At 52.9% G+C, this 26,790-nt stretch carries 20 protein-coding genes and 5 tRNA genes; 3 read left to right on the top strand and 22 right to left on the bottom strand.

What is annotated here, in order from left to right; genetic code table 11:
* Window positions 1–162: 162 nt before the first annotated feature.
* Together ACQG03_RS01255 and ACQG03_RS01250 are read left to right on the top strand one after the other, a co-directional pair.
* Complete coding sequence (locus ACQG03_RS01255; protein ID WP_010425948.1) at window positions 163–471, top strand: PTS sugar transporter subunit IIB; 309 nt, start codon at window positions 163–165, stop codon at window positions 469–471.
* Window positions 471–788 (top strand): PTS lactose/cellobiose transporter subunit IIA, encoded by a 318-nt coding sequence (locus ACQG03_RS01250; RefSeq protein WP_003862327.1) that lies wholly within the window; start codon window positions 471–473, stop codon window positions 786–788. The genes ACQG03_RS01255 and ACQG03_RS01250 overlap by 1 nt, the downstream gene beginning before the upstream one ends.
* 115 nt (window positions 789–903) lie before the next feature.
* Here ACQG03_RS01250 and rpoC read toward each other — a convergent pair whose 3' ends face one another.
* The 13 genes from rpoC to ACQG03_RS01185 form a co-directional block, all read right to left on the bottom strand.
* Window positions 904–5,127 (bottom strand): DNA-directed RNA polymerase subunit beta', encoded by a 4,224-nt coding sequence (gene rpoC, locus ACQG03_RS01245; protein WP_022646702.1) that lies wholly within the window; start codon window positions 5,125–5,127, stop codon window positions 904–906.
* A 76-nt stretch (window positions 5,128–5,203) separates the two neighbouring features.
* Window positions 5,204–9,232 (bottom strand): DNA-directed RNA polymerase subunit beta, encoded by a 4,029-nt coding sequence (gene rpoB, locus ACQG03_RS01240; RefSeq protein ID WP_023299068.1) that lies wholly within the window; start codon window positions 9,230–9,232, stop codon window positions 5,204–5,206.
* 319 nt (window positions 9,233–9,551) lie between these two features.
* Window positions 9,552–9,917 carry a 50S ribosomal protein L7/L12 gene (gene rplL, locus ACQG03_RS01235; RefSeq protein WP_002445276.1) on the bottom strand — a complete coding sequence of 122 codons (366 nt, stop codon included), beginning with the start codon at window positions 9,915–9,917 and terminating at the stop codon, window positions 9,552–9,554.
* A gap of 66 nt (window positions 9,918–9,983) precedes the next feature.
* Window positions 9,984–10,481, bottom strand: a complete 498-nt coding sequence (rplJ, locus tag ACQG03_RS01230; protein WP_003862338.1) for a 50S ribosomal protein L10 — start codon at window positions 10,479–10,481, stop codon at window positions 9,984–9,986.
* Window positions 10,482–10,770: 289 nt separating this feature from the next.
* Window positions 10,771–11,475, bottom strand: coding sequence for a 50S ribosomal protein L1 (rplA, locus tag ACQG03_RS01225; protein ID WP_006810530.1), 705 nt, complete (start codon window positions 11,473–11,475; stop codon window positions 10,771–10,773).
* Window positions 11,476–11,478: 3 nt separating this feature from the next.
* Entirely contained in the window at window positions 11,479–11,907 is a 429-nt protein-coding gene (gene rplK / locus ACQG03_RS01220; RefSeq protein ID WP_003862340.1) for a 50S ribosomal protein L11, read from the bottom strand.
* A 156-nt stretch (window positions 11,908–12,063) separates the two neighbouring features.
* Window positions 12,064–12,609 (bottom strand): transcription termination/antitermination protein NusG, encoded by a 546-nt coding sequence (gene nusG / locus ACQG03_RS01215; RefSeq protein WP_003862341.1) that lies wholly within the window; start codon window positions 12,607–12,609, stop codon window positions 12,064–12,066.
* A 1-nt stretch (window position 12,610) separates the two neighbouring features.
* Window positions 12,611–12,994 carry a preprotein translocase subunit SecE gene (gene secE / locus ACQG03_RS01210; RefSeq protein ID WP_003862342.1) on the bottom strand — a complete coding sequence of 128 codons (384 nt, stop codon included), beginning with the start codon at window positions 12,992–12,994 and terminating at the stop codon, window positions 12,611–12,613.
* 227 nt (window positions 12,995–13,221) lie between these two features.
* Window positions 13,222–14,406 (bottom strand): elongation factor Tu, encoded by a 1,185-nt coding sequence (gene tuf / locus ACQG03_RS01205; protein WP_022646700.1) that lies wholly within the window; start codon window positions 14,404–14,406, stop codon window positions 13,222–13,224.
* A gap of 118 nt (window positions 14,407–14,524) precedes the next feature.
* A tRNA-Thr gene (locus ACQG03_RS01200) sits at window positions 14,525–14,600 on the bottom strand.
* A gap of 6 nt (window positions 14,601–14,606) precedes the next feature.
* Window positions 14,607–14,681 (bottom strand) — tRNA-Gly (locus ACQG03_RS01195).
* A gap of 116 nt (window positions 14,682–14,797) precedes the next feature.
* Window positions 14,798–14,882 (bottom strand) — tRNA-Tyr (locus ACQG03_RS01190).
* An 8-nt stretch (window positions 14,883–14,890) separates the two neighbouring features.
* Window positions 14,891–14,966 (bottom strand) — tRNA-Thr (locus tag ACQG03_RS01185).
* A gap of 317 nt (window positions 14,967–15,283) precedes the next feature.
* Between ACQG03_RS01185 and coaA the strand changes: the two genes are divergently transcribed.
* Window positions 15,284–16,234: a type I pantothenate kinase gene (gene coaA, locus ACQG03_RS01180; protein WP_032622068.1), complete on the top strand. Its 951-nt coding sequence runs from the start codon at window positions 15,284–15,286 to the stop codon at window positions 16,232–16,234.
* Window positions 16,235–16,276: 42 nt separating this feature from the next.
* Here the strand turns inward: coaA and dppF are convergent, their stop codons facing one another.
* The 9 genes from dppF to ACQG03_RS01135 form a co-directional block, all read right to left on the bottom strand.
* On the bottom strand, window positions 16,277–17,275 hold the full coding sequence (gene dppF / locus ACQG03_RS01175) for a dipeptide ABC transporter ATP-binding subunit DppF (protein ID WP_022646698.1): 999 nt from the start codon (window positions 17,273–17,275) through the stop codon (window positions 16,277–16,279).
* A complete protein-coding gene (dppD, locus tag ACQG03_RS01170) occupies window positions 17,272–18,255 on the bottom strand; it encodes a dipeptide ABC transporter ATP-binding protein (RefSeq protein WP_010426220.1) in 984 nt (327 codons plus the stop codon). The genes dppF and dppD overlap by 4 nt, the downstream gene beginning before the upstream one ends.
* A gap of 10 nt (window positions 18,256–18,265) precedes the next feature.
* On the bottom strand, window positions 18,266–19,168 hold the full coding sequence (gene dppC / locus ACQG03_RS01165) for a dipeptide ABC transporter permease DppC (protein WP_022646697.1): 903 nt from the start codon (window positions 19,166–19,168) through the stop codon (window positions 18,266–18,268).
* Window positions 19,169–19,177: 9 nt separating this feature from the next.
* Complete coding sequence (gene dppB, locus ACQG03_RS01160) at window positions 19,178–20,197, bottom strand: dipeptide ABC transporter permease DppB (RefSeq protein WP_022646696.1); 1,020 nt, start codon at window positions 20,195–20,197, stop codon at window positions 19,178–19,180.
* Window positions 20,198–20,358: 161 nt separating this feature from the next.
* On the bottom strand, window positions 20,359–21,966 hold the full coding sequence (gene dppA / locus ACQG03_RS01155) for a dipeptide ABC transporter periplasmic-binding protein DppA (RefSeq protein ID WP_063163307.1): 1,608 nt from the start codon (window positions 21,964–21,966) through the stop codon (window positions 20,359–20,361).
* 621 nt (window positions 21,967–22,587) lie between these two features.
* A tRNA-Pro gene (locus ACQG03_RS01150) sits at window positions 22,588–22,664 on the bottom strand.
* 91 nt (window positions 22,665–22,755) lie between these two features.
* Window positions 22,756–24,450 (bottom strand): kdo(2)-lipid A phosphoethanolamine 7''-transferase, encoded by a 1,695-nt coding sequence (gene eptB / locus ACQG03_RS01145; protein ID WP_022646694.1) that lies wholly within the window; start codon window positions 24,448–24,450, stop codon window positions 22,756–22,758.
* Window positions 24,451–24,689: 239 nt separating this feature from the next.
* Window positions 24,690–25,892, bottom strand: a complete 1,203-nt coding sequence (locus ACQG03_RS01140) for an L-lactate MFS transporter (protein ID WP_023299065.1) — start codon at window positions 25,890–25,892, stop codon at window positions 24,690–24,692.
* Between the two features lie 236 nt (window positions 25,893–26,128).
* Window positions 26,129–26,671, bottom strand: coding sequence for a hypothetical protein (locus tag ACQG03_RS01135; RefSeq protein WP_063163308.1), 543 nt, complete (start codon window positions 26,669–26,671; stop codon window positions 26,129–26,131).
* Window positions 26,672–26,790: the final 119 nt, after the last annotated feature.

The raw sequence follows: 26,790 nt of genomic DNA, 5'->3' as shown, positions 1-26,790 counted from the left end.
GCCCGTTAAGACGGGCAGAATGCTTTCATGTATAAAATTGTAACCGGTTTCAGAAAAATGCCGATTTCTTTGTGATGCCTGACACACAATCGCGGTAAAGCGGTTGTTGAAGCGGTCTGCGCGGGATAATTATCAATAAACACATGTAGATCGAGGCTGACTATGAAGAACATCGTTTTATGCTGTGCAGCGGGAATGTCAACCAGCATGCTGGTTCAACGTATGAAAGATGCCGCGCAGAAAAAAGGAGTCGAAGTAACCATTAAAGCCGTTCCGGTCGCGGAGTTTAAAGATAACATCGCGACGGCTGATATCGTATTACTGGGGCCACAGGTTAAATACGAACAGGCAAAACTCCAGGCGCAGGCCGATCCGCTTGGAAAAAAGGTCGCGGTTATCGACATGATGGATTACGGCATGATGAAAGGTGATGCCGTACTGGAAAAAGCGCTCAAGCTGCTGGAGTCATAATGGAAGACTTAGAAACCACAATCATGGAGCTACTGGTCAATGCAGGTGCGGCGCGCAGTGCGGCCCTGACAGCATTGCAGATGGCGCGAAAAGGTGACTTTGACGAAGCCGAGAAAGCGATGGAAGAGTCGCGTGAATATGTGAAACATGCGCATACTATCCAGACGCAGCTCATCGGTCTTGACGAAGGGACCGGGAAACTTCCGGTTAACCTGATCACCGTTCACTCTCAGGATCACCTGATGAACGCGATGGTCATTCAGGATCTGGCGGGCGATATGATTGAGCTTTATCGACGCATCCCGTTAGTGAATTGAAGACATACAGACTTAAAAAAACCCGCCGAGGCGGGTTTTTTATTGTCGGGTGGCGCTGCGCTTACCCGACCTGTGATTCATATGCCCGGTAATTTTACCTACCGGGCATCAACGATTACTCGTTGTCGGAACCGCCCAGACCTGCGTTCAGCAGTTCTGCAAGGCTCGCGGATGCATCTTCGGCAGTCACCTGCGGTGCAGCTGGCAGTTCACCCGCTGCACGACGACGCATACGATCCTGGTGGTACGCATAACCGGTACCGGCCGGGATCAGACGACCCACGATAACGTTCTCTTTCAGACCGCGCAGTTCATCACGTTTACCTGCAACAGCCGCTTCGGTCAGGACACGAGTGGTTTCCTGGAACGATGCAGCAGAGATGAAGGACTCGGTTGCCAGAGACGCTTTGGTGATACCCAGCAGATCGCGTGCAAAGGTCGCACCGATTTTGCCGTTCGCTTCCAGATCGCGGTTAGCGATCTTAACGCGTGAGTATTCAACCTGCTCGCCTTCCAGGAAGTCGGAGCTGCCCGCGTTTTCGATGGTTGCTTTACGCAGCATCTGACGAACGATAACTTCGATGTGCTTATCGTTAATCTTAACGCCCTGCAGACGGTATACGTCCTGTACTTCGTTAACAATGTAACGAGTAACAGCATGCACACCACGCAGACGCAGGATGTCGTGCGGCGCTTCTGGACCATCGGAGACCACGTCACCACGTTCCACGCGTTCACCTTCGAACACGTTGAGCTGACGCCACTTAGGAATCATCTCTTCGTACGGCTCGCTGCCATCTACTGGCGTGATAACCAGACGGCGCTTACCTTTGGTCTCTTTACCGAAGGAGATGATACCGCTGATTTCAGCCAGGATAGCAGGCTCTTTCGGACGACGTGCTTCGAACAGGTCCGCAACGCGTGGCAGACCACCGGTGATGTCCTTGGTACCGCCGGATTCCTGAGGAATACGCGCCAGGGTGTCACCAGAGCTGATCTGTACGCCATCTTCCAGCTGTACAATCGCTTTACCCGGCAGGAAGTACTGCGCAGGCATATCGGTGCCAGGGATCAGAACGTCGTTACCCTGAGCATCAACGATTTTCAGTGCAGGACGCAGATCTTTACCACCGGTAGTACGTTCAGCAGAATCCAGAACCACCAGAGAAGACAGACCGGTCAGCTCGTCGGTCTGACGAGTAATGGTCTGGCCGTCGATCATGTCAGTGAAGCGGATGAAACCACTTACTTCGGTGATAACCGGCATGGTGTGTGGATCCCAGTTTGCTACGGTTTCGCCGCCGGCAACCTGCTCGCCATCACCTTTCGCCATAACCGCACCGTAAGGCACTTTATAGCTCTCTTTGGTACGACCGAATTCGTCGATCAGCTTCAGCTCGGTGTTACGAGAAGTCACAACCAGCTTGCCTGCGGAGTTAACAACAGACTTCGCGTTGCTGAGCTTGATGCTACCTTTGTTTTTCACCTGGATGCTGGATTCAGCAGCCGCACGAGATGCCGCACCACCGATGTGGAACGTACGCATCGTCAGCTGTGTACCCGGCTCACCGATGGACTGTGCTGCGATAACGCCGATAGCCTCACCTTTGTTGATGATGTGGCCACGCGCCAGGTCACGACCGTAGCAGTGCGCACACACACCAAAGTCGGTGTCACAGGATACAACGGAACGCACTTTCACAGAGTCAACAGAGTTCGCTTCCAGCAGGTCACACCACTGTTCGTGCAGCAGAGTGTTGCGTGGAACCAGAATGTCTGCGGTGCCCGGCTTCAGGATGTCTTCCGCGGTCACACGACCCAGTACGCGATCGCGCAGCGGCTCTTTAACATCACCACCCTCGATAACCGGGGTCATGGTGATACCTTCGAGGGTGCCACAATCGTCTTCGGTGACGACCAGATCCTGCGCAACGTCAACCAGACGACGCGTCAGATAACCGGAGTTCGCCGTTTTCAGTGCGGTATCCGCCAGACCTTTACGCGCACCGTGCGTGGAGATGAAGTACTGGAGTACGTTCAGACCTTCACGGAAGTTCGCGGTGATTGGCGTTTCGATGATGGAGCCATCTGGCTTCGCCATCAGACCACGCATACCTGCCAGCTGACGAATCTGTGCCGCAGAACCACGCGCACCGGAGTCGGCCATCATGTAGATGCTGTTGAAGGAGACCTGCTGCTCTTCTACGCCGTCACGGTTAATCACGGTTTCGGTTTGCAGGTTATCCATCATCGCTTTGGATACACGATCGTTCGCCGCAGCCCAGATATCGATAACTTTGTTGTAACGTTCGCCTGCGGTTACCAGACCAGACTGGAACTGCTCCTGGATCTCAGCAACTTCAGCTTCCGCTTCAGAGATGATCTCGTGTTTCTTCTCTGGGATGACCATGTCATCGATACCAACAGATGCACCTGAACGCGCTGCATAAGCAAAGCCGGTATACATTGTCTGGTCAGCGAAGATAACGGTCGGCTTCAGGCCCAGAATGCGGTAACAGGTGTTCAGCATTTTGGAGATCGCTTTCTTGCCCAGCGCCTGGTTGACGATGGAGAAAGGCAGACCTTTCGGTACGATCATCCACAGAATCGCACGGCCAACGGTCGTGTCTTTCAGGCTGGTTTTCGCCACGAATTCGCCGTTTTCATCTTTTTCGTATTCGGTGATACGCACTTTAACGCGCGCATGCAGAGAGGCCAGGCCAGCGCGATAAATACGCTCAGCTTCTTTCGGGCCAGTCAGCACCATGCCTTCGCCTTTGGCGTTAACACAGTCACGGGTCATATAGTACAGACCCAATACAACGTCCTGAGAAGGAACGATGATAGGTTCACCGTTCGCTGGAGACAGGATGTTGTTGGTAGACATCATCAGCGCACGCGCTTCGAGCTGGGCTTCCAGCGTCAGCGGTACGTGAACAGCCATCTGGTCACCATCGAAGTCGGCGTTATAGGCCGCACAAACCAGCGGGTGCAGCTGGATCGCTTTACCTTCGATCAGGACTGGCTCAAATGCCTGGATACCCAAACGGTGCAGAGTTGGTGCACGGTTCAGCAGTACCGGGTGTTCGCGGATTACTTCGTCCAGGATATCCCAAACGACAGCTTCTTCACGCTCAACCATTTTCTTAGCGGCTTTGATGGTGGTGGCCAGGCCACGCAGTTCCAGCTTGCCGTAGATGAACGGTTTGAACAGCTCCAGAGCCATTTTCTTCGGCAGACCGCACTGATGCAGACGCAGATATGGACCTACGGTGATTACAGAACGACCGGAGTAGTCAACACGCTTACCGAGCAGGTTCTGACGGAAACGACCCTGCTTACCTTTGATCATGTCGGCCAAAGATTTCAGAGGACGTTTGTTAGAACCGGTGATCGCACGACCGCGACGACCGTTATCCAGCAGGGCATCTACCGCTTCCTGCAGCATACGTTTTTCGTTGCGTACGATGATGTCCGGCGCAGCCAGATCCAGCAGACGTTTCAGACGGTTGTTACGGTTGATCACGCGACGGTACAGATCGTTCAGATCCGACGTTGCGAAACGACCACCATCCAGCGGAACCAGCGGACGCAGATCTGGCGGCAGAACCGGCAGAACGGTCAGGATCATCCACTCTGGTTTGTTACCAGACTGTACGAACGCTTCCAGCAGTTTGATACGCTTGGTCAGCTTTTTACGCTTGGTTTCGGAGTTGGTTTCGTTCAGCTCTTCGCGCAGAGTTTCACACTCTTGCTCCAGATCCATGCTCTTCAGCAGGGCCTGGATAGCTTCCGCACCCATCTTCGCGTCGAATTCGTCACCGAACTCTTCCAGCGCGTCCAGATACTGTTCTTCGGTCAGGATCTGGTTACGTTCCAGATTCGTCATCCCGCCTTCGATCACAACATAAGATTCGAAGTACAGAACACGTTCGATATCGCGCAGCGGCATATCCAGCAGCAGGCCGATACGGGACGGCAGAGATTTCAGGAACCAGATGTGAGCAGTTGGAGACGCCAGCTCAATGTGGCCCATACGCTCACGGCGTACTTTGGTCTGGGTCACTTCAACGCCGCACTTCTCACAGATCACACCACGGTGTTTCAGGCGCTTGTACTTACCGCACAGGCACTCGTAGTCTTTTACTGGCCCGAAAATACGCGCACAGAAAAGGCCGTCACGCTCAGGTTTGAACGTACGGTAGTTGATGGTTTCCGGCTTTTTAACTTCACCAAAAGACCATGAACGGATCATGTCTGGCGAAGCCAGAGCAATTTTGATCGCATCAAACTCTTCGGTTTTAGTCTGCGCTTTCAGAAACTTTAATAAATCTTTCACGGATTTGCTCCCGTCGGAGTTAGCACAATCTGGTGTCGGGGGTTAACCCGACACCAGTGACCTGTTTGAGCGAGAATTACTCGTCTTCCAGTTCGATGTTGATACCCAGCGAACGAATCTCTTTCAACAGTACGTTGAAGGATTCTGGCATGCCCGGTTCCATCTGATGGTTGCCGTCTACGATGTTCTTATACATCTTAGTACGACCATTCACGTCATCAGACTTAACGGTGAGCATTTCCTGCAGGGTGTATGCTGCGCCGTATGCTTCCAGCGCCCACACTTCCATCTCCCCGAAGCGCTGACCACCGAACTGAGCCTTACCACCCAGCGGCTGCTGAGTAACCAGGCTGTAAGAACCGGTAGAACGAGCGTGCATCTTGTCGTCGACCAGGTGGTTCAGTTTCAGCATGTACATGTAACCTACGGTTACCGGACGCTCGAACTGTTCACCGGTACGGCCGTCAAACAGCGTAATCTGACCAGACGTTGGCAGACCACCCAGTTGCAGCAGCTCTTTAATTTCAGCTTCTTTTGCACCGTCGAATACCGGCGTTGCAATTGGCATACCCTTACGCAGGTTTTCCGCCAGACGCAGAACTTCATCATCGCTGAAGGTGTTCAGGTCGACTTTCTGACGCACGTCGGTACCCAGATCGTAGGCACGCTGGATGAACTCGCGCAGTTTCGCGACTTCTTCCTGCTGCTTCAGCATGGCGTTAATCTTGTCGCCGATACCTTTCGCAGCCATACCCAGGTGGGTTTCCAGGATCTGACCGATGTTCATACGAGACGGTACACCCAGTGGGTTCAGTACGATATCTACCGGCGTACCGTTAGCATCGTGCGGCATATCTTCGATCGGGTTGATCTTAGAGATAACACCCTTGTTACCGTGACGACCTGCCATCTTGTCACCAGGCTGGATCTGACGTTTAACAGCCAGATACACCTTAACAATCTTCAGCACGCCTGGTGCCAGATCGTCGCCCTGAGTGATTTTGCGGCGTTTCGCTTCGAGTTTTTTCTCGAACTCGTGTTTCAGTTCGTCATACTGCTCAGCCAGCTGTTCCAGCTGATTCTGTTTCTCTTCGTCGGTCAGGCCCAGCTCCAGCCAGCGATCGCGTGGCAGTTTGTCGAGCTTCTCAGCTTCAACGCCACCGGCAACCAGCACCGCATAGATACGGCTGAACAGACCTGCTTCGAGGATCTGCAGTTCTTCAGACAGGTCTTTCTTAGCCTGTTTGAGCTGCATCTCTTCGATTTCCAGCGCACGCTTATCTTTCTCAACGCCGTCACGAGTGAAGACCTGAACGTCGATAACCGTACCGGAAACACCGTTTGGTACGCGCAGAGAAGAGTCTTTAACGTCAGACGCTTTCTCACCGAAGATAGCACGCAGCAGTTTCTCTTCTGGCGTCAGCTGGGTTTCGCCTTTCGGTGTAACCTTACCAACCAGAATGTCGCCGCCGGTCACTTCCGCACCGATGTAAACAATACCGGATTCATCCAGTTTGGAGAGCGCAGCTTCACCCACGTTAGGGATGTCGGCAGTGATCTCTTCTGGCCCCAGCTTGGTGTCACGGGACACACAGGCCAGTTCCTGAATGTGGATGGTGGTGAAACGATCTTCCTGAACCACACGCTCGGAGACGAGGATGGAGTCTTCGAAGTTGTAACCGTTCCACGGCATGAACGCTACGCGCATGTTCTGACCGAGCGCCAGTTCACCGAGGTCGGTGGACGGACCGTCTGCAAGCACGTCGCCGCGCTCAACTGGCTCACCCAGAGATACGCAAGGCATCTGGTTGATACAGGTGTTCTGGTTAGAACGGGTGTATTTGGTCAGGTTGTAGATGTCGATACCCGCTTCGCCCGGATACATCTCGTCTTCGTTAACTTTGATAACGATACGGGATGCGTCAACGTACTGAACGGTACCGCCACGCTTAGCAACTGCTGTAACACCGGAATCAACGGCAACAGCACGTTCCATACCGGTACCAACCAGCGGCTTATCAGCACGCAGAGTTGGAACGGCCTGACGTTGCATGTTCGCACCCATCAATGCACGGTTGGCGTCATCGTGTTCCAGGAACGGGATCAGGGACGCACCGACGGATACCACCTGTTGGGTGGATACGTCCATGTAGTCAACCTGGTCGCGGCTGAACAGGCTGGATTCGCCTTTGCTACGGCAGGTAACCAGATCTTCTACAAAGTGGCCTTCGTCATCCAGGTTGGAGTTCGCCTGAGCGATAACGTAGTTGCCTTCTTCGATAGCAGACAGGTAATGAATTTCGTCGGTAACCACACCGTCGGTCACTTTACGATACGGGGTCTCAAGGAAACCGTATTCGTTTGTCTGTGCGTACACGGACAGGGAGTTGATCAGACCGATGTTTGGACCTTCAGGCGTTTCGATTGGACATACGCGACCGTAGTGAGTCGGGTGTACGTCTCGAACTTCAAAGCCTGCACGTTCACGGGTCAGACCGCCTGGGCCGAGTGCAGAGATACGACGTTTGTGCGTGATCTCAGACAGCGGGTTGTTCTGGTCCATGAACTGAGACAGCTGGCTGGAACCGAAGAACTCTTTCACTGCCGCAGAAATCGGCTTGGCGTTGATCATATCCTGAGGCATCAGGGTATCCAGATCGCCCAGAGACAGACGCTCTTTCACCGCACGCTCTACACGAACCAGGCCAACGCGGAACTGGTTTTCCGCCATTTCGCCTACGGAACGGATACGACGGTTGCCGAGGTGGTCGATATCGTCCACTTCGCCTTTACCGTTACGGATATCGATGAGCTTCTTCATCACTTCAATGATGTCGTCTTTGCTCAGGATACCGGAACCTTCGATTTCGTCGCGCAGCAGAGAACGGTTGAACTTCATACGACCTACCGCGGACAGATCGTAGCGGTCTTCGGAGAAGAACAGGTTCTCGAACAGGCTTTCAGCCGCTTCGCGAGTTGGTGGCTCACCAGGACGCATCATGCGGTAGATTTCAACCAGCGCGCTCAGACGATCGTTGGTTGGGTCGACGCGTACAGTCTCAGAGATGTACGGACCGTGGTCCAGATCGTTGGTGAACAGCGTTTCGATACGTTTGTGGCCAGACTGGCTCAGCTTAGCCAGCAGATCCAGGCTCAGCTCCATGTTCGCCGGGCAGATCAGCTCGCCAGTTGATTCATCAACGTAATCTTTCGCGGCTACTTTTCCTGCAATGTATTCAACCGGAACTTCGATGTGTTTGATATCATCTTTTTCCAGCTGGCGGATGTGGCGCGCGGTGATACGGCGACCTTTTTCCACATACACTTTGCCGTCGGCTTCGATGTCGAACGACGCGGTCTCACCACGCAGACGTTCCGGCACCAACTCCATCTGCAACTTGTTGTCGCGGATTTCAAAGATCACTTTCTCAAAGAACAGGTCCAGGATCTGCTCAGTGGTATAGTTCAGTGCACGCAGAATGATGGTTGCAGGCAGCTTACGACGACGGTCGATACGGACAAACAGGTTGTCTTTTGGATCGAATTCGAAGTCCAGCCATGAACCACGGTAAGGAATGATGCGTGCGTTATACAGTACTTTACCGGAAGAGTGCGTTTTACCTTTATCGCTGTCGAAGAAGACGCCCGGGCTACGGTGCAGCTGGGAAACGATAACACGCTCAGTACCGTTGATAACGAAAGTACCGTTGTCCGTCATGAGTGGAATTTCACCCATGTAGACTTCTTGTTCTTTAATGTCTTTTACGGTGCCTTCCGGCGCTTCGCGCTCGTAGATCACCAGACGCAGTTTTACGCGCAGCGGTGCGGAATAGGTCACGCCACGGATCTGACATTCCTGAACGTCAAACACCGGTTCGCCAAGGCGGTAGCTGACGTACTGCAGCTCGGAATTACCGCTGTAGCTCTGAATCGGGAACACGGAACGGAAGGCTGCTTCCAGGCCGTACTGCCCTTCAGGATCTTGCTCGATAAACTTCTGGAACGAGTCAAGCTGGATAGAAAGGAGATATGGAATGTCCAGAACTTGTGGACGTTTACCAAAATCCTTACGAATACGTTTTTTCTCGGTATAGGAGTAAACCATAGGGTTCCTCAGCTCGCTGACAAGTCGACCCATCTGTCCGACGAAGGGACAGTTTGTGCAACACCATTTTGTGGACCGGAAAATTGAATACTTTCCGCAATACCTGTTGCTATCACGCTTAAACCATTTCATTGCGATTTACACAGAGCGAGCACCCTGTCGCAGTATATTAAGTCGTCGATAGAAACAAGCATTGTCAGGACAACCAGCAGTCAAACAGTGTGAAATGCTGCTGATGCCTTACAGCGCAAAAAGGCTGGTGACTAAAAAGTCACCAGCCATCAGCCTAATTACTTAGGCTGCAACCAGAAAAGTTGGCTTATTTAACTTCAACTTCAGCGCCAGCTTCTTCCAGAGATTTTTTCAGTGCTTCTGCGTCGTCTTTGCTCACGCCTTCTTTCAGCGCAGCTGGAGCAGATTCTACCAGGTCTTTAGCTTCTTTCAGACCCAGGCCAGTTGCGCCACGTACTGCTTTGATTACAGCAACTTTGTTCGCGCCAGCAGCTTTCAGAATTACGTCGAATTCAGTTTTTTCTTCAGCAGCTTCAGCCGGGCCCGCAGCTACAGCTACAGCAGCAGCAGCAGAAACACCGAATTTTTCTTCCATTGCAGAAACCAGCTCTACAACGTCCATTACGGACATAGCTGCTACTGCTTCAATGATTTGATCTTTAGTGATAGACATTTAAATTGTTCCTGAAAATCAGAATAAGTTTATACGTAAGCAAATGCTTTATAAAGATAACTGCGATTAAGCAGCTTCTTTCGCATCGCGTACAGCAGCCAGAGTGCGAACCAGTTTGCCAGCCGCAGCTTCTTTCATGGTTGCCATCAGGCGTGCAATTGCTTCTTCGTAGGTCGGCAGGGTGGCCAGGCGATCGATTTGCGATGCCGGGATCAACTCACCTTCAAAGGCTGCAGCTTTGACCTCAAATTTTGCATTCGCTTTCGCGAACTCTTTGAACAGACGAGCAGCAGCGCCCGGGTGTTCCATAGAGTATGCAATCAGGGTCGGACCAACAAACGTGTCTTTCAGGCACTCGAACTGAGTACCTTCAACTACGCGACGCAGCAGGGTGTTACGAACAACACGCATGTATACGCCAGCTTCACGACCTGCTTTACGCAGTTCAGTCATTTTGTCTACAGTAACGCCACGGGAATCCGCAACTACTGCAGACAGCGCGCCTTTGGCTACTTCGCTGACTTCAGCAACAATCGCTTGTTTGTCTTGAAGATTTAAAGCCATTAGCTTTGCTCCTGGATGTTTGCCGGAACTCATGTTCCGGAACTCACTTCACTCGACCCAACGGGAAGAGCGTCTTAATACGGTGAGCAGAAACAAGCCAGAGTATTTAAAATAATCTTAGCGTTCTGTCACCGTCTACGCAGGGGATTAAGTTTCTTGCGAAACACCTGCGGTCTTCGACGGAGGCCTGGATAGGCCAGGCTCCAACGAACAATTCTTTTAGCCGCTAACTTTTGTTAGCAAACGTGGGGGTAAGATTGTAGACAAAATCACCGCCCACGTAAAGGCATTAGTTTGCAGCAGCGCTCAGGCCAGCCTGGTCAACTGCAACACCTGCACCCATGGTGGTGGAGATGCTAACTTTCTTGATGTACACGCCTTTCGCCTGAGTTGGTTTAGCTTTTTTCAGCGCAACCAGCAGAGCTTCCAGGTTTTCTTTCAGTTTGTCAGCGTCAAAGTCCACTTTACCGATGGTGGTGTGGATGATGCCGTTTTTGTCGTTACGGTAACGAACCTGACCTGCTTTAGCGTTCTTAACCGCTTCAGCAACGTTAGGAGTTACAGTACCCACTTTCGGGTTTGGCATCAGGCCGCGTGGACCCAGAACCTGGCCCAGCTGGCCAACAACGCGCATTGCATCTGGAGAAGCAATAACAACGTCAAAGTTCATTTCGCCTTTCTTGATCTGATCAGCCAGATCTTCCATACCTACCAGTTCAGCGCCGGCAGCTTTAGCCGCTTCAGCGTTTGCACCCTGAGCAAATACAGCTACGCGTACGGAACGGCCAGTACCGTGTGGCAGTACAGTTGCGCCACGAACGTTCTGATCGGATTTACGAGCGTCGATGCCCAGGTTAACGGCAACGTCAACGCTTTCAACGAACTTAGCAGTTGCCAGTTCTTTCAGCAGAGCGATAGCTTCGTTGATGTCGTACTGTTTGGTCGCATCAACTTTGTCACGGATCACGGACATGCGCTTGGTCAGTTTAGCCATTTCTTAGTCCTCCACTACCAGGCCCATGGAACGTGCAGTACCTTCAATGGAGCGAGTCATCGCTTCAATGTCGGAACCAGTCATGTCGGCAGCTTTGGTCTGCGCGATTTCCTGCAGCTGAGCGCGGGAAATTTTACCCACTTTGTCTTTGTTCGGCTTACCGGAACCAGACTTGATGCCCGCTGCTTTCTTCAGCAGAACTGCTGCTGGAGGGGTTTTGGTAACGAAAGTGAAAGAACGGTCAGCGTAAACAGTGATTACAACTGGGATTGGCAGACCTTTTTCCATGGATTCAGTTTTGGCGTTGAACGCTTTACAGAATTCCATGATGTTCACACCCTGCTGACCCAGAGCTGGACCAACTGGTGGACTTGGGTTCGCCATACCTGCTGCAACCTGCAGCTTGACGTAGGCTTGTACTTTCTTAGCCATTCTAAAATCCTCTGATTGGGTAATAACGCCTCGGAGAGGCTCCCCGTGAATAAAATTCGTTTTACGGGTCGGAACCCATAAAAACAAAAGGCGCGAAATTGTATTCCAATCTCGCGCCCTGTGCAACGATTAAATCGTCGCTTTTTTGATCGCTGCTTAGGCTTTTTCTACCTGAGCAAAGTCCAGCTCTACCGGGGTCGCACGACCAAAGATAGAAACGGAAACTTTCAGGCGGGACTTCTCGTAGTCCACTTCTTCGACGACGCCATTAAAGTCAGCAAACGGACCGTCGTTAACACGAACCATCTCACCCGGTTCAAACAGCGTTTTCGGACGCGGTTTATCACCCACCTGCTGGAGGCGGTTCATAATCGCATCAACTTCTTTGTCGCTGATTGGCGCCGGACGGTCAGATGTGCCGCCGATAAAGCCCATCACGCGTGGTACGCTGCGCACCAGGTGCCAGCTCGCGTCGTTCATCACCATCTGAACCAGCACGTAACCCGGGAAGAATTTACGCTCGCTTTTGCGACGTTGGCCGCCACGGATCTCAACCACTTCTTCGGTCGGAACCATAACTTCGCCAAATAACTCTTCCATATTGTGTAATTTGATATGCTCACGCAGCGACGTAGCTACGCGGCCTTCAAAACCGGAAAACGCCTGAACGACGTACCAGCGCTTTTTAGGGGCTTCAGACATCTCAGAACCTCAGGCCAGTGATAAAGGATACCAGGCGAACCAGAATACCATCCAGTCCCCACAGGATCAGTGACATTACAGCGGTTACCGCCGCTACAATCAGCGTGGTGTGCAATGTTTCCTGGCGAGTCGGCCAAATGACCTTGCGGACTTCGGTACGCGCTTCGCGGGCAAACGCAACGGTCGCTTTGCCTTTCGTCGTCAACAGCGCGACACCACCCGCCGCAGCAATCAGAATTACCACTGCAAGCGCGCGTAGCGGCAGCATCATGTCACGATAAAGATAGTTGCCGACAATCGCCACAATCAGCAGCACGGCTACAACTACCCATTTCATCGCTTCCAGGCCGCGCCCGCTCCCTTGAGCTTCGGTATTCGCACTCATAAACCAACCTGTCAGAAGTATTCTACAAACATTTTCACCCCGCGAGTGCGAGGCAAACCAATCGAAATGCTATTCGCTTTTCGTATTATACGCTCTCCGCAGAGCCTGTCTCAGCAATGATTATGACAAAATTAATCACTGATGAGCCAGGTTCTGATGTGAAAGCGTGCAAAAAGGGCATCAAATGATGCCCTTTTATTGCGCATTGCGTCAAATGTTATCAGCGATTAGCCGAGAACTTTAGCAACAACGCCCGCGCCAACGGTACGGCCGCCTTCACGGATTGCGAAACGCAGACCGTCGTCCATCGCGATTGGGTGGATCAGAGTCACAACCATCTTGATGTTGTCGCCTGGCATTACCATCTCTACGCCTTCTGGCAGTTCGATGGTACCGGTCACGTCAGTTGTACGGAAGTAGAACTGTGGACGGTAGCCTTTGAAGAACGGAGTATGACGGCCGCCTTCGTCTTTGGACAGAATGTACACTTCAGATTCGAACTTGGTGTGTGGCTTGATTGAGCCTGGCTTCGCCAGAACCTGACCACGTTCGATTTCTTCACGTTTGATACCACGCAGCAGAACACCAACGTTCTCACCAGCACGGCCTTCGTCCAGCAGTTTGCGGAACATTTCAACGCCAGTACAGGTAGACTTCGCAGTCTCTTTGATACCAACGATTTCAACTTCTTCACCAACTTTGATGATACCGCGCTCTACACGACCGGTAACAACGGTACCACGACCGGAGATGGAGAATACGTCTTCGATTGGCAGCAGGAATGGCTTGTCAATCGCACGCTCTGGTTCTGGGATGTAAGAATCCAGGAAGCCAGCCAGTTCGATGATTTTCGCTTCCCACTCTGCGTCGCCTTCCAGCGCTTTCAGCGCGGAACCACGAACGATTGGAGTATCGTCGCCTGGGAAATCGTACTGAGACAGCAGTTCACGAACTTCCATCTCTACCAGTTCCAGCAGCTCTTCGTCATCAACCATGTCGCATTTGTTCAGGAACACGATGATGAAAGGAACGCCTACCTGACGACCCAGCAGGATGTGCTCACGAGTCTGAGGCATAGGGCCGTCAGTCGCAGCAACAACCAGGATCGCGCCGTCCATCTGCGCAGCACCGGTGATCATGTTTTTAACATAGTCGGCGTGGCCTGGGCAGTCTACGTGTGCGTAGTGGCGAGTCGGGGTGTCATACTCAACGTGAGAGGTGTTGATGGTGATACCACGAGCTTTTTCTTCTGGTGCGTTATCGATCTGATCGAAAGCACGAGCAGCACCGCCGTAGGTTTTAGCCAGTACGGTAGTGATTGCAGCGGTCAGCGTTGTTTTACCATGGTCAACGTGGCCGATAGTACCGACGTTAACGTGCGGTTTTGTACGTTCAAACTTTTCTTTAGACATCGATTGTCCCTCTAAGACACGGATAAATCGGTGATATCACCACATCAACCAGGCGAAAATGCCTGAACTGTTGAATACATTTACATTGAAACAGAGAGAAAGGGAGGGAGAAGTGAAGTGGTGCTGATACCCAGAGTCGAACTGGGGACCTCACCCTTACCAAGGGTGCGCTCTACCAACTGAGCCATATCAGCACGTATTGGAGCGGGCAGCGGGAATCGAACCCGCATCATCAGCTTGGAAGGCTGAGGTAATAGCCATTATACGATGCCCGCATCCTGAAACTCGGCTACCCAGTTCTTTCTGTAACAAAAAAAGAGATTTCTCTCTTTTCTGTTCGAGCTGGTCAATTTTTCCAACCAGCTCCGGCGGCGTTGACGCTGCCAGAAAGTGGTGGTGGGGGAAGGATTCGAACCTTCGAAGTCTGTGACGGCAGATTTACAGTCTGCTCCCTTTGGCCGCTCGGGAACCCCACCGGACTTGATGGTGCCGACTACCGGAATCGAACTGGTGACCTACTGATTACAAGTCAGTTGCTCTACCTACTGAGCTAAGTCGGCATCAAGTAGCGCGCATTCTATGGAGACCTGCGCAGTCATGCAACTAAAAAATTGCATAAAACGTTCTTTCGCTCACATTTTATTCGAAACCAGGGCTAACCGCTGTAAATTCATCCGCTCGCGATTAAAAATCCAACATGAACGCCTGATTTCGGCACGCTATAGCCCCGGGTGATGCCTGCCCGGTTAAGCATCGCTTTCCCATATTTTTTCTTATTATTCCTCTCATCTGGTGTTAACCTCCTGCCCATTGTCCAAAATTAACTATGTGATGAGCCCGCACCCGCCGTTTCGTGATGGTTCACAGAAGCATGCTTATGAGCAAAAAAGAGCAAACGTTAATGACGCCCTATCTTCAGTTTAACCGTAGCCAGTGGGCAGCCCTGCGTGACTCCGTCCCTATGACACTGACGGAAGGTGAAATCGCACGGCTAAAAGGGATAAACGAAGATCTCTCCCTGGAAGAGGTGGCAGAAATCTATCTCCCCCTCTCTCGCTTGCTTAACTTTTATATCAGCTCCAACTTGCGTCGTCAGGCCGTACTGGAACAGTTCCTCGGCACGAACGGTCAACGTATTCCTTATATCATCAGTATTGCGGGCAGCGTGGCAGTGGGTAAAAGTACCACCGCGCGCGTGCTTCAGGCGCTGCTGAGCCGCTGGCCGGAACACCGCAGCGTGGAGCTGATCACCACCGACGGCTTCCTGCATCCCAATGAGGTGTTGAAAGAACGCGGCCTGATGAAGAAGAAGGGCTTCCCGCTCTCTTATGATATGCACCGCCTGGTAAAGTTTGTCTCTGATTTAAAATCGGGCGTGCCGAACGTTACCGCACCGGTCTACTCGCATCTGATCTACGACCGCATCCCGGATGGTGACAAAACGGTGGTGCAGCCCGACATCCTGATTCTGGAGGGCTTAAACGTACTGCAAAGCGGGATGGATTACCCTCACGATCCGCATCACGTGTTTGTCTCTGACTTCGTCGATTTCTCAATTTATGTGGATGCGCCTGAAGATCTGTTGCAACGCTGGTATATCAACCGCTTCCTGAAGTTCCGTGAAGGGGCGTTCACCGACCCGGATTCTTACTTCCACAACTACGCTCAGCTCTCTGAAGAAGAGGCTATCAACGTGGCGACCGGGCTGTGGAATGAGATCAACTACGTCAACCTCAAAGAGAACATCCTGCCGACGCGCGAACGTGCAAGCCTGATCCTCACCAAGAGTGAGAAACACGCCGTTGACCAGATTCGTTTACGGAAGTAGATCTCAGACGTAAAAAAACCGGCTTATCGCCGGTTTTTTCCTTTATGCATGCGGCTTTTCGCCGTTTTCATCCTGATCGACCGCGAAGCAGGCCACCAGCTGTCCGCCATAATCTTTCAGTTGTGGCTGCAACTGCGTACACGGACCGAAGCGGCGACGGCAGCGGGCGTTGAACGCACATCCCGGCGGCGGGTTAAGCGGGCTTGGTAACTCGCCGGTCAGCTTAATGCGCTCACGGCGGTCATCCGGGTTCAGTCGCGGCGTCGCAGACAGTAGTGCCTGAGTATATGGATGACGCGGGTTATTAAAGATCTGATCTTTCGTCCCCTTCTCTACGCAGCGTCCCAGATACATCACCATCACCTCATCGGCAATGTGCTCAACCACAGACAGGTCATGGGAGATGAAAACGTACGACAGCCCAAGATCCTGCTGTAAATCCATCATCAGGTTCAGCACCTGCGCACGCACGGATACGTCGAGCGCCGAAACCGGTTCATCGGCAATCACCACGTCCGGGTCGAGCATCAGACCACGGGCGATGGCGATACGCTGACGTTGACCGCCAGAGAACATATGCGGATAGCGATCGTAATGCTCGGTTTTCAGGCCCACCTTCGCCATCATCGCCAGCGCTTTTTCACGACGCTGCTCTTTGCTCAGGTTGCTGTTGATCAGCAGCGGCTCTTCCAGAATCTGCCCCACTTTTTTTCGCGGGTTCAGCGAACCATACGGATTCTGGAACACAATCTGGATTTTCTGACGTCGCAGTTTCTGCGCCTGCGGATCGTGCTTGAGCAGATCCTGGCCCTGATAGTAAAGCTCGCCGCCAGTCGGAACTTCAATCATCGTTAACAGACGGCCCAGCGTGGACTTCCCACAGCCAGATTCCCCTACCACCGCCAGCGTTTTTCCGCGTTCGAGAGTAAAGGAGACACCATCCAGCGCTTTTACCAGGCGCTCAGGAGCAAAGAGGCCCTTCTTCACCGGGTAATGTTTTTTCAGGTCGATGGCCTGCAACAGCATTTGTTGCGTACTCATAGTGTTGGCCTCCCGGCATCATCGAGTGGGTAGTGGCATTTAGACTGACGTCCGTCAGCTAACAGGTTCAGCTCCGGCTCGTCGACGCGGCATTTATCCGTCGCATACGGGCAGCGCGGGTTAAGCAGACAGCCCTGAGGACGGTCATATTTACCCGGTACCACCCCCGGCAGCGAGGCCAGACGCGCTTTATCCTGCGCGAACTCCGGCAGCGCGCGCAGCAGCGCCTGCGTATAGGGATGACGCGGGGCCCGGAAGATATCGTGTGAACTCCCGGTCTCCACCACCTGGCCTGCATACATCACAATGATTTTGTGTGCCGCTTCAGCCACCAGCGCCAGATCGTGCGTAATCAGCACCAGCGCCATATTCTCTTTCTGCTGCAACTCCAGCAGTAGCTCAATAATTTGCGCCTGAATGGTCACGTCCAGCGCGGTTGTCGGTTCATCGGCAATCAGCAGTTTTGGACGACAGGCAATGGCCATCGCGATCATTACACGCTGACTCATCCCACCGGACAACTGGTGCGGATAAACGTCCAGACGCGATGCCGGATCGGGTATACCCACCTGCGTCAGCAGGTCAATAGCGCGCTGGCGACGGGTTTGCTTGTTACCGCCCTGGTGCACCTTAATGGCTTCCATAATCTGGAAACCCACGGTGTAACACGGGTTCAGACTGGTCATCGGGTCCTGGAAGATCATCGCCACTTCCGCTCCCACCAGTTGGCGGCGCTGTTTTTCGGAAATGCGCTGCAGATCCTGACCATTGAATTCCAGGCTTTCCGCCATTACGCGGCCGGGATAATCAATCAGCCCCATGATTGCCAGTGAACTCACTGACTTACCGGAACCGGACTCCCCAACGATACCAACCACTTCGCCCTGATTTACGCTATAGCTGATGCGGTCCACAGCACGAAACGGTGTGCCTTCATCGCCGAAGTGCACCGATAATTTATCTACATTTAATAACGCCATCTCGTGCCTCTTACTGCTTCAGTTTGGGATCAAGTGCATCACGCAGACCATCACCCATCAGGTTAAATGCCAGCACCGTCAGCAGAATCGCCAGACCCGGGAAGGTGACGACCCACCAGGCGCTTTGCGCGAACTGCAACACGTCGGAGAGCATGGTGCCCCATTCCGGTGTTGGCGGCTGCGCACCCATGCCAAGGAAGCCAAGAGCGGCCATATCGAGAATGGCGTTAGAAAAACCGAGCGACGCCTGAACAATCAGCGGTGCAAGGCAGTTAGGAAGAATATTGACGAACATCTGGCGCATCGCCCCCGCACCCGCCACTCGAGATGCTGTCACATAATCGCGGTTCACCTCGACCAGCACGGCCGCACGGGTTAATCGGACATAGTGAGGAAGCGCAACGAACGTTAGCGCGAGCGCGGCATTGCCTATCGAAGGACCAAAGACCGCGACCAGCACCAGGGCCAGCAGAAGGCTTGGCAATGCCAGCATGATATCGACGATACGCATGATGACGTTATCAACGATGCCGCCGAAGTAGCCCGCCACCAGACCAAGCACAACGCCCATGATCAGCGACAACACCACCACGAGACAGCCAACCAGCAGAGAGAGGCGCGCGCCGTACATCAGACGAGACAGCACATCGCGGCCAACGTCATCAGTACCGAGCAGGTGCGTCAGGCTACCACCTTCCTGCCAGGCCGGTGGCGCGAGCAGCGCATCACGGAACTGGTCCGCGGGGTTATACGGCGCAAGGAAGTTCGCAAACACCGCAATCAGGATCATGATGGAAACATACACCAGCCCGACGACCGCGCCTTTGTTGCGCTTGAAGTAGTGCCAGAATTCCTGCATCGGCGTCATTGGCACCGGTGCGGTAACCGCTTTATTTTGAGTAACTTGTGACATGATGGCCCCTTACTTCTTATGACGAATACGCGGGTTCACCACGCCGTACAGCAAATCGACCAGCAGGTTGACGAGGATAATCATCGTCGCGACCAGCAATACACCGCCCTGCACAACCGGATAGTCACGGCGTTGCAGTGCATCAATCAGCCAGCGTCCAAGGCCTGGCCAGGAGAAGATGGTTTCGGTCAGGATCGCCCCGGCCAGCAGCGTACCGACCTGCAAACCGATAACGGTCACCACCGGCAGCATGGCGTTACGCAGGGCATGAATGATGATGACGCGCATACGGGTCAGACCTTTAGCGCGGGCAGTACGAATATAATCTTCGCCCAGCACTTCCAGCATGGAGGAACGAGTCATACGCACGATCACCGCAAGTGGGATAGTGCCCAGCACCATTGCAGGCAGGATCATGTGCGCAACCGCATCAATGAAGTTGCCCTCTTCGCCCCAGATCGCCGTATCAATCAGCATAAAGCCGGTTAACGGGTTGGTGTCGTCAAGGAAAACCATATCGCTGACACGTCCGGAGACCGGCGTCAGGTTCCACTGCACCGAGACCAGCATGATCAGCATCATGCCCCACCAGAAGATAGGCATGGAGTAGCCGGTCAGTGCCAGGCCAACGGCGGTGTGGTCGAAAATAGAGCCACGCTTAACGGCAGCCAGCACGCCGACGGGAATCCCCACCGCGGTCGCGAAGATCATGGCGCAGATGCCGAGTTCCAGCGTCGCCTGGAAACGCGGCACGAACTCGTCCCACACCGGAAGACGGCTTTTCAGTGAAATCCCTAAATCGCCGTGTAATACGCCCCAGATGTAGTGGAGGTACTGCTGCCACATCGGCTTATCAAGGCCGAGTTCAGCCAGCAGTTGCGCATGACGTTCAGGGGAGATACCACGCTCGCCCGCCATAATCATCACCGGATCACCCGGGATCATATGGACGAAGGCAAAAGTGAGAAGGGTGATACCGATAAACGTCGGGATAACCAGTCCCAGACGTCGGAGGATGAACTGCAACATAACCCGGATTCTCTCTGATGACGCACGCTCAGTAGCGTGACGTCTGTATTGCTCACAAATGTAAATTCCCTCTCCCTTCGGGAGAGGGTTAGGGTGAGGGGATGCATGCACGCCCCTCACCCCTGCCCTCTCCCACAGGGAGAGGGAGAACACCCTACTTATTATTCAACAGACACGTTTTCGAAGTGGTGTTTGCCCAGTGGATCGACCACGTAGCCCTTCACTTCTTTACGCACTGGCTCGTACACGGTGGAGTGAGCAACAATCAGCGCCGGAGCCTGATCGTGCATGACAACCTGCGCTTGCTTGTACAGTTCGATACGTTTGTTGTGATCATCGGTCGCACGCGCCGGCTGGATCAGGTCTTCAAACGGCTTGTAGCACCAGCGAGAGTAGTTGGAACCGTCTTTCGCTGCCGCACAGCTGAACAGGGTCGCGAAGAAGTTGTCCGGATCCCCGTTGTCGCCGGTCCAGCCCATCATGACCGCCTGGTGTTCGCCCGCTTTGGCGCGTTTCAGGTACTCGCCCCACTCGTAGGTCACAATTTTGGCCTGTACGCCAATCTTCGCCCAGTCAGCCTGAACCATTTCCGCCATACGACGAGCGTTCGGGTTGTAAGGACGCTGTACCGGCATCGCCCACAGCTCAACGGTGAAACCTTTATCCTGGCCCGCTTCTTTCAGCAGCGCTTTCGCTTTCTCAGGATCGTAGGTGTAGTCCTTAATGTCGTCGTTATAGCCCCACATGGTTGGTGGGATCAGGTTCTTGGCCGCAACGCCAGCGCCCTGGTAAACGGCTTTGATGATCGCTTCTTTGTTCACCGCGTAGGTCAGCGCCTGACGCACTTTCACGTCATCGAACGGTTTCTTCTCGGTGTTGAAGGAGAGATAACCCACGTTCAGGCCCGCCTGCTCCATCAGGTTGATATTTTTATCCTGCTTCATGCGCGCGATGTCAGCCGGGTTTGGATACGGCATCACCTGACATTCGTTTTTCTGCAATTTTGCGTAACGCACGGATGCGTCAGGCGTGATGGAGAAGACCAGACGGTCGATCTGCGGCTTGGTGCCCCAGTAGCCCGGGAAGGCTTTATACAGAATACGGGAATCTTTCTGGTACTGAAGCAGCTGGAACGGGCCGGTACCGATTGGGTTCAGGTCCACTTTTTCCGGCGTGCCGGCTTTCAGCATGTTGTCCGCGTACTCTTTAGAGAGAATAGAGGCGAAGTCCATCGCCAGGTCAGCGAGGAATGGCGCTTCCGGACGCGTCAGCACGAACTGAACGGTTTTATCGTCCACTTTTTTCACTTCAGCAATCAGGTCTGGCAGACCCATCCCTTCGAAGTATTCATAGCTGCCGCCAGACACTTTATGGTACGGGTTCTGGGCATTTTTTTGACGGTCGAAGGAGAACACTACGTCGTCGGCGTTAAAGTCGCGCGTAGGTTTGAATTCTTTGCTGTCCTGCCACTTCACGCCCTGACGCAGGTGGAAGGTATAGGTTTTACCGTCTTCGCTGATATCCCACTTTTCAGCCAGGCCAGGAATCACTTCCGTGGTACCGGTTTTAAATTCAACCAGACGGTTATAGATCGGTACAGAGCTTGCGTCGTAAGTCGTACCAGAGGTAAAGAGCTGTGGGTTAAAGCCTTCCGGAGAGCCTTCAGAACAGTAAACCAGGGTTTTTGCCTGTACGCTTGCTACGACGGTCATGGCCACCAGGCTAAGACCAAGCTTCAGCATCCCTGACTTCTTCAAGGAAATACTCATTATTGTGCTCCAATGTGATGTTTTGCTTTGTTGTGTTACGCCGCCTGACCTTTATTTATTTTTTACCCGGTCCGGTCGGTGATGCCCGAGGGCGTTAAAAGGGATAGAGAATCCTTTCAGAAGAGCGTTTGAGTTGCAGCGCAGATCCTCCCTGAAATGCCCCTCGTGCCCTACAATCTGTCAACAGAATGTGAAAACGTCAATACAGGTGGCGGGGATTTACGTGGAGTGTGAGAAACCGCAAACAAAGATTAAAAAAACTCTGAATGCCAGTTATCAGCAGAGAAATTTATGCTACTCGCCATGTTGCAGCACAAACCCCTCCCTATTTCGCAACACCCAGTGATTAAGTTTTATTCAGAATGGGTAAATTTTCTTACAGAATGGTGATTATCTGAGCACTAAATACCGCGAACGTTAAAACGCACAGCGAAAAATGCTGAGGTTATCCATAAGCAACGCGAAAAAAGATCAAACTATATATAAAAAAATACAATGGATTATGTCACAAAACCGCAAGCAGGCAGGGGGAAGCAGGGCTAAGGGGTATTTTGAGGACTCGGGTGGGGTAACGCGTTAATGCAAAAAGGGCTAACCTTGCGGTTAGCCCTTTTTAGAATGTGGTCGGCGAGAGAGGATTCGAACCTCCGACCCACTGGTCCCAAACCAGTTGCGCTACCAAGCTGCGCTACTCGCCGAATGCGGAGCGCATCTTACTGCTGAGGTGCGCCCTCGTCAATCCCTTATTTTCAAAAAGCCATTCAACTGGCGATATTCTCGCCAGACCAGCTACTGCGCGGCTTTTGTGGTGTTATCAGGGAGTTTACACCAGTTGTTGTTTTCGTTAATCCCACCGTTCGGTGAGGTATAGCCGAGACAGCCCATAATAGTGTCGTACAGCTCAACGTGACGGCGCGGTACCTTAATCTCTGCCTGCTGTTTCAGGTGGGCAAACATTTTGGCTTTGTCCGGGTTTTCCAGATACTTGTCCGACATCCACATGATCATCGGCACGCGGAACTGCTCTGGTGGCGCCAGCTTACGCGGCGTACCGTGTAAATGCTCTTTCTCGTTGATGGACTCGCCGTGGTCGGCCGCGTAGATCACAATCGCTTTCTTATCGCGAAGCTGGTCAATCACCCGGCTGAGGAAGGTATCCACATACAGAATCGAGTTATCATAGGCATTGATCAACTCCTGCTTGCTACAGTTCTTGTTAATGCCGACGCACTCAGGCGTCCATTTGGCGAAATCGCGCGTGTAACGCTGATAGTAGCTGTAGTGTGACCCTTTGGTATGCAGAACAATAAGGTGCTTACCCTGCGGATGGTTTTTCAGCGACTGTTCCATTTCAGAGAGCAGCAGCATGTCATCAACGTTCTTTCCGCGGTTACGCGGCTCGGCGCCAATCTGCTCGCGGTAGGCGATGTTATCCGCCATGGTGTTGGTGTAGAACCACATCTCACTTTGCATGGCGAACAGATCGGAGCTAAATCCAAGCTGCTTCAGAACAGCAAATACGTTTTGCTCTTTGAGAGTGCGCTGAGGGTTATCACTTGCACCGCCCTCGCGAACAAACATACAGCGCAACGAGAGCTTCGTGGCGGTATCGCAGGAGTAGCCGCGGTATGCCACCAGATTCTTTTCCTGCGCCAGTTTCGGGGTGGTATCGCGGTCATAACCGAGAATACCCATATGATCCCAGCGCGTCGTTTCGCCGATAACGAAGACCACGTAAGTATCATCCAGCCCGTCAGCCGGAGCCTGGTAGGTGAACTTTTTGGTCGGGTTAATCAGCGATTTCACATCGCTGGATTCGTCCGCCTGAGCCCAGGCATAAAGACCTAACGCCGACAGCCAGTTAGACGGCAGGTACGAGTTAGCCACCACGCCGCCGTAGCTTGGCATATCCACGCCTGTCGCTTTTTCGATCCGTTTTTGCTGCTTTTCCATCAGGCGAATAGGCGCCCATACCAGCAGACCCGCCAGAAGAACGACGGCGACGTTGCGGATGCGCTGTCCCCGGGTACGCAGCTGGCGTAACAGGGTGTAGCGACAGGTGTTACTCCAGATAAAGAAGAGCGGGATCAGGCAGGTCAGAATCGTCCACAGGATGAACCCTTGACCCACCACCTCTTTCGAGAGGTCGATGTCCGTGGTCATCACCGAGGCCACAATACCGTAGCCAATGACCACGTTCATGAATGTCATGTAATAGCTTGCGGCGGCGGAGATAATCACCACCAGCGAGGCCAGAATTTGCCATGTACGACGGCCAAAGAGAGAGAGCAGGCGTAACAGGAAGAAGGTCGCCAGAATTGAGCCAAACACTTCAATCGCGGCAAAAATTCCATTTCTTACAGTGAGGTGTTCGAAATAACCTTCCACTCGTCTGAACAGCACCGCGCCATTCAGAAACAAACCGATATAGACAGCCAGCATCAGACACAATCTTTGCTGGGTAAGAGACCTAATATATTTCATGCAAACAACCCTGGGGGAAGGGGTATAAAAACCCGCCGAATCTCAGTGAGAAAGCTGACAGAGTAAGTAGATGCGAGAGAAACCGTTATCAGAAACGTCTACAAGCGCGATAAGTAGACCACAGCAGGGAAGAAAAGTGGCAGCAGAGAATGTGAATCGATGAAGATTTTTACAAAATAGCAAGTCCGGAAGCGATTTAGAAATAAATAAAAGAGGCCCTGCGGCCTCTTTTCATCGCATCATACATGCGCTTCTTTATACAGTTCGCGCTGCGGCTGACGGATCGTGGTGGACAGCGCCAGCGAAATAATCAGCAAAGCGAATATCACGCAGAAGGTCACGTAGAAGCCGCCAAACAGCGAGGCAATCAGTGAACCGCAAATACTGCCGATACCGAAGCCGAGATAAATGACGCCGTAGTTTTTCGCCAGGTTGTTCAGGCCGAAGAACTCGCTCACCAGTGACGGGAAGACGGTAATAGTGCCGCCAAAGTTAAAGGCTACGCAGGCAATTGCTGCAAAGAATGTCGCCTCGTTCAGCGGAGCGAACAGCAGAGCTGCCATACCCACCAGGGAGATGACCTGCCCCAGCGTAATCACACGGATACGGGCGATTTTGTCAGACAGGATACCCAGCACCAGACGACCCGAGAGGTTAGCGATGGAGATGACCGTTACCGCGTTCGCCGCCGTCGCCGCGTCCAGTTTTACCATCCCCTGCGCGATATCTTTCGCCACACCGATGACATACAGACCGCTCATGCAGGCCGTCAGGAACATCACCGCCAGCATCCAGTACTGCGGCTTACGCATGGACTGAGCGAGGGTGAAATCGTTCTCCACCACGCCGTTAACGGTTTTCACTTCCTGCTGCGGCGCATCTTTCATCAGCGTGGCGCCGAAGAGGATCATTACCAGCACAATCACGCCCCAGATCATAAAGGTTTTCTCAAGCCCCACCGAGGCCAGCAGATGGGAGTCAATGAATTTGAACCCCAGGCTGCCCAGGCCATATGAACCAATGGCAAACGCGGAGATAAGCCCTTTACGCTCCGGGAACCACTTCACGCAGTTAGACAGCGTCAGCAGATAACCTGCGCCGTCCGCCAGACCCACCAGCACCCCGGCGCTTAGCCACAGCATCATCAGGTTGTTTGAATGTGCCGTCAGGAAGAAGCCCACGCCCAGCAGGATCCCGGAGGCCATGGTTACGCGCTTCACGCCGAAGCGCTCCTGAAGTTTGCCCGCCACGGAAGAGGAAATCGCTAATCCAAGGCTCAGCAAGCCGAAGGAGAATGCCACCTGGCTTATCGGTGCGCCGAGCTTATCGGACAGGGCGCTGTTAAACAGGCTCCAGGTATAGACCGAGCCCAGTGCGAACTGGGTAACGATGGTGCCGAAAAGCGTCAGCCAACGCGTGCGGTTATAAGTTGATGTGTTCATGGCAGTGTCCTGCAAGAGAAATTAAGGAAGTTCGCTGAGGACACGATAAACAAAACCCCAAAACGCCAGGGTTAAAACGGCATGAAATGCAGGAGATACGGAATGAAATGCCTGGAAGCGGGAATGAATGACCTTGCCGGAAAAGAAAACGCTTAAAGGTGAGTGACCACTATCACCACAGCCCGCGCCGTTATTGTATTAAATATGTTACCGCAGCGTTTAAAAAAGTAACAACCCTAAAATTTGGCGCTTAAGCCCAGGGTGTACAAATATTCTTCCTCCGACTGCTGGTTGTAGCTGATCTTCGCCCAGGGATGTAAATCACCATACTGCGTATCAACGCGCCACCCCAACGAGTTCACGCTGGCATGCCAGAGGGGATCGGTAAGCGGCTGCGTGGTAGTTGCCTCACCAAATGCATTCACCGTTGCAGGGGGAGCGCCATCAGTGCGCCACGCCATGACGGGGCCGGTGGTAAAATGTCCCGTCACGGGAAAATTCCAGCCAACGCTCAGAACGGTTTCCGCATCTGAACCGGATGGGTCGTTCAGGGCAAAGCCCGCAGCATTCTGCGAATGGTTGATACGCTCCGCGAGAATATCTTCATAACGAGGTTGGTGATCGGCGTCCCATGTATAGCGTTCCGTCGTATTACTTTGTGCATCTGAAACGATATATTCCTGTTGCCACGCAAAAGCGGTGTTACATATAAGCAGGCAGGCTGAGACACCCACCAGGCCAGAAGCAGCATGGCGACCACTGATTTTTTTTAACATCATCAAAGCGACTCCAGAAAGAGCCGAGTTCGGCGATATATGTCATTGTTCGAAGAGGTATTAGGGCGTATAGCCCTGTATTAACTATTGTCTCTTTAGCAAACACGTCAAGCCGGGCAGAT

The sequence above is a fragment of the Enterobacter cloacae complex sp. 342H5 genome, assembly GCF_050030905.1.
Classification (GTDB): Bacteria; Pseudomonadota; Gammaproteobacteria; order Enterobacterales; family Enterobacteriaceae; genus Enterobacter; species Enterobacter intestinihominis.
Note: the sequence above shows the minus strand (reverse complement) of the source record. Positions and strands in the feature narration are given on the sequence as shown.